The organism is Novosphingobium rhizovicinum (assembly GCF_040813635.1).
Taxonomy (GTDB): Bacteria; Pseudomonadota; Alphaproteobacteria; order Sphingomonadales; family Sphingomonadaceae; genus Novosphingobium; species Novosphingobium rhizovicinum.
Window position 1 is genome coordinate 1 of sequence record NZ_JBFNXR010000002.1, and the last position, 1152, is coordinate 1152.

Annotated in this window: 3 protein-coding genes; 1 reads left to right on the top strand and 2 read right to left on the bottom strand. The window is 63.5% G+C overall.

Translation table 11 applies throughout. The annotated features are described in order from the left end of the window. A partial coding sequence (locus ABUH87_RS00070; protein WP_367767665.1) for a transposase occupies positions 1-215 on the top strand: 215 nt, incomplete at its 5' end. Positions 216-351: 136 nt separating this feature from the next. Here ABUH87_RS00070 and ABUH87_RS00075 read toward each other — a convergent pair. Both ABUH87_RS00075 and ABUH87_RS00080 read right to left on the bottom strand, forming a co-directional pair. After that, entirely contained in the window at positions 352-732 is a 381-nt protein-coding gene (locus ABUH87_RS00075) for a site-specific integrase (protein ID WP_367767667.1), read from the bottom strand. A 39-nt stretch (positions 733-771) separates the two neighbouring features. Continuing rightward, on the bottom strand, positions 772-930 hold the full coding sequence (locus ABUH87_RS00080; protein WP_367767669.1) for a site-specific integrase: 159 nt from the start codon (positions 928-930) through the stop codon (positions 772-774). Positions 931-1152 lie beyond the last annotated feature (222 nt).

The window sequence follows — 1152 nt, forward strand, 5'->3', positions numbered from 1 at the left end:
CGCTCCTTCTGTCCATCTGGTACGATCTGTCGGACGTGAAGCTGGCCGAGGCGCTGGACGATCGAGCCTCTTTTCGCCGCTTCTGCGGGTTCGCTAAGCCTCAGGTTGCGGGTGGTAATGCTGGCCGAGCGGGTCGCTTCGAGATCGTCGAGGAAAGCGACGACGAACGGCACGTCGAGATCGCTGAGCTCGAACCTCGACGGCGAAACACTTAGCGTCGCCTGGGCGAACTTTGGACAGCAGCCGAAACGTATCCCGGTAAGATGCGATGATATGGGCTGGCATTGCTCTAGCGGGATAGACGCTGCGTGAAGAAGCGCTCGATCAGGATGGGCGGGAGGGAGGGCGCGGTCATGACAGCGCCTCCCACCGTGCTTCGAGCTTACGAGCGGCGTGGCCCATGAGCTCGGGACAGGCTGAGAGGTAACAGTACGTGCAGCCCGGGTGGGCGTGGCCGAGATAGGTCGAGAGGACAGGAAGGCGTTGTTCGACGCCTTCCCCAGCTCGATACCAGCGCAATAGCGTGGCGTCGGCATAGCTATGGCGCAGGTCGTGGATCCGTGGTCCGCGGTAGGCATCGCCGGAATGGCGCAGGCCGATCCCTCGCGAGACCGTGCGAAACACCAGAATGATCGCGCTGTAGTTGAGCCTAAGGCCCTGCTCCCCGACGAAGAAGGTGAGGCCGATCGGAATGGGCCACCGCGCATCACGCCGCCGGGTGTAGTCGGCCACCACCGACGCGGTCGTCGAATGGATCGGAACGACGCGGGACTAGCCGAACTCGCTAGCGTGAACGGTCAGGACGCCGGCGTCGAGATCGACATCGTCGCGCTTCAGCCTGAGGGCTTCGCCGGACCGCATCCCGGTGACGGCAAGGAGCCCGAAAACGCAGTGGAATGTCCAGCAATGCAGCCCCTTTGCAGAGGGCACCACCAGCATCCCATCGAGCAGAGCACCGATCTCCTGATCGGCGTAGCTATGTGGTGGACGGCGACGTCGTGGGGGAAGGATGCCTGGGGGCGGAATCTCAGTGTACGGATTCCGGGGTCATCCCGGGCAGCATTCCGATTTGATCCCGGCCGGGATTCCGAGCTGATGCCGGCCACCATTATGAGCAATTCGCGGCCACCCGGGAGGGAGTGAGAAGCCCGC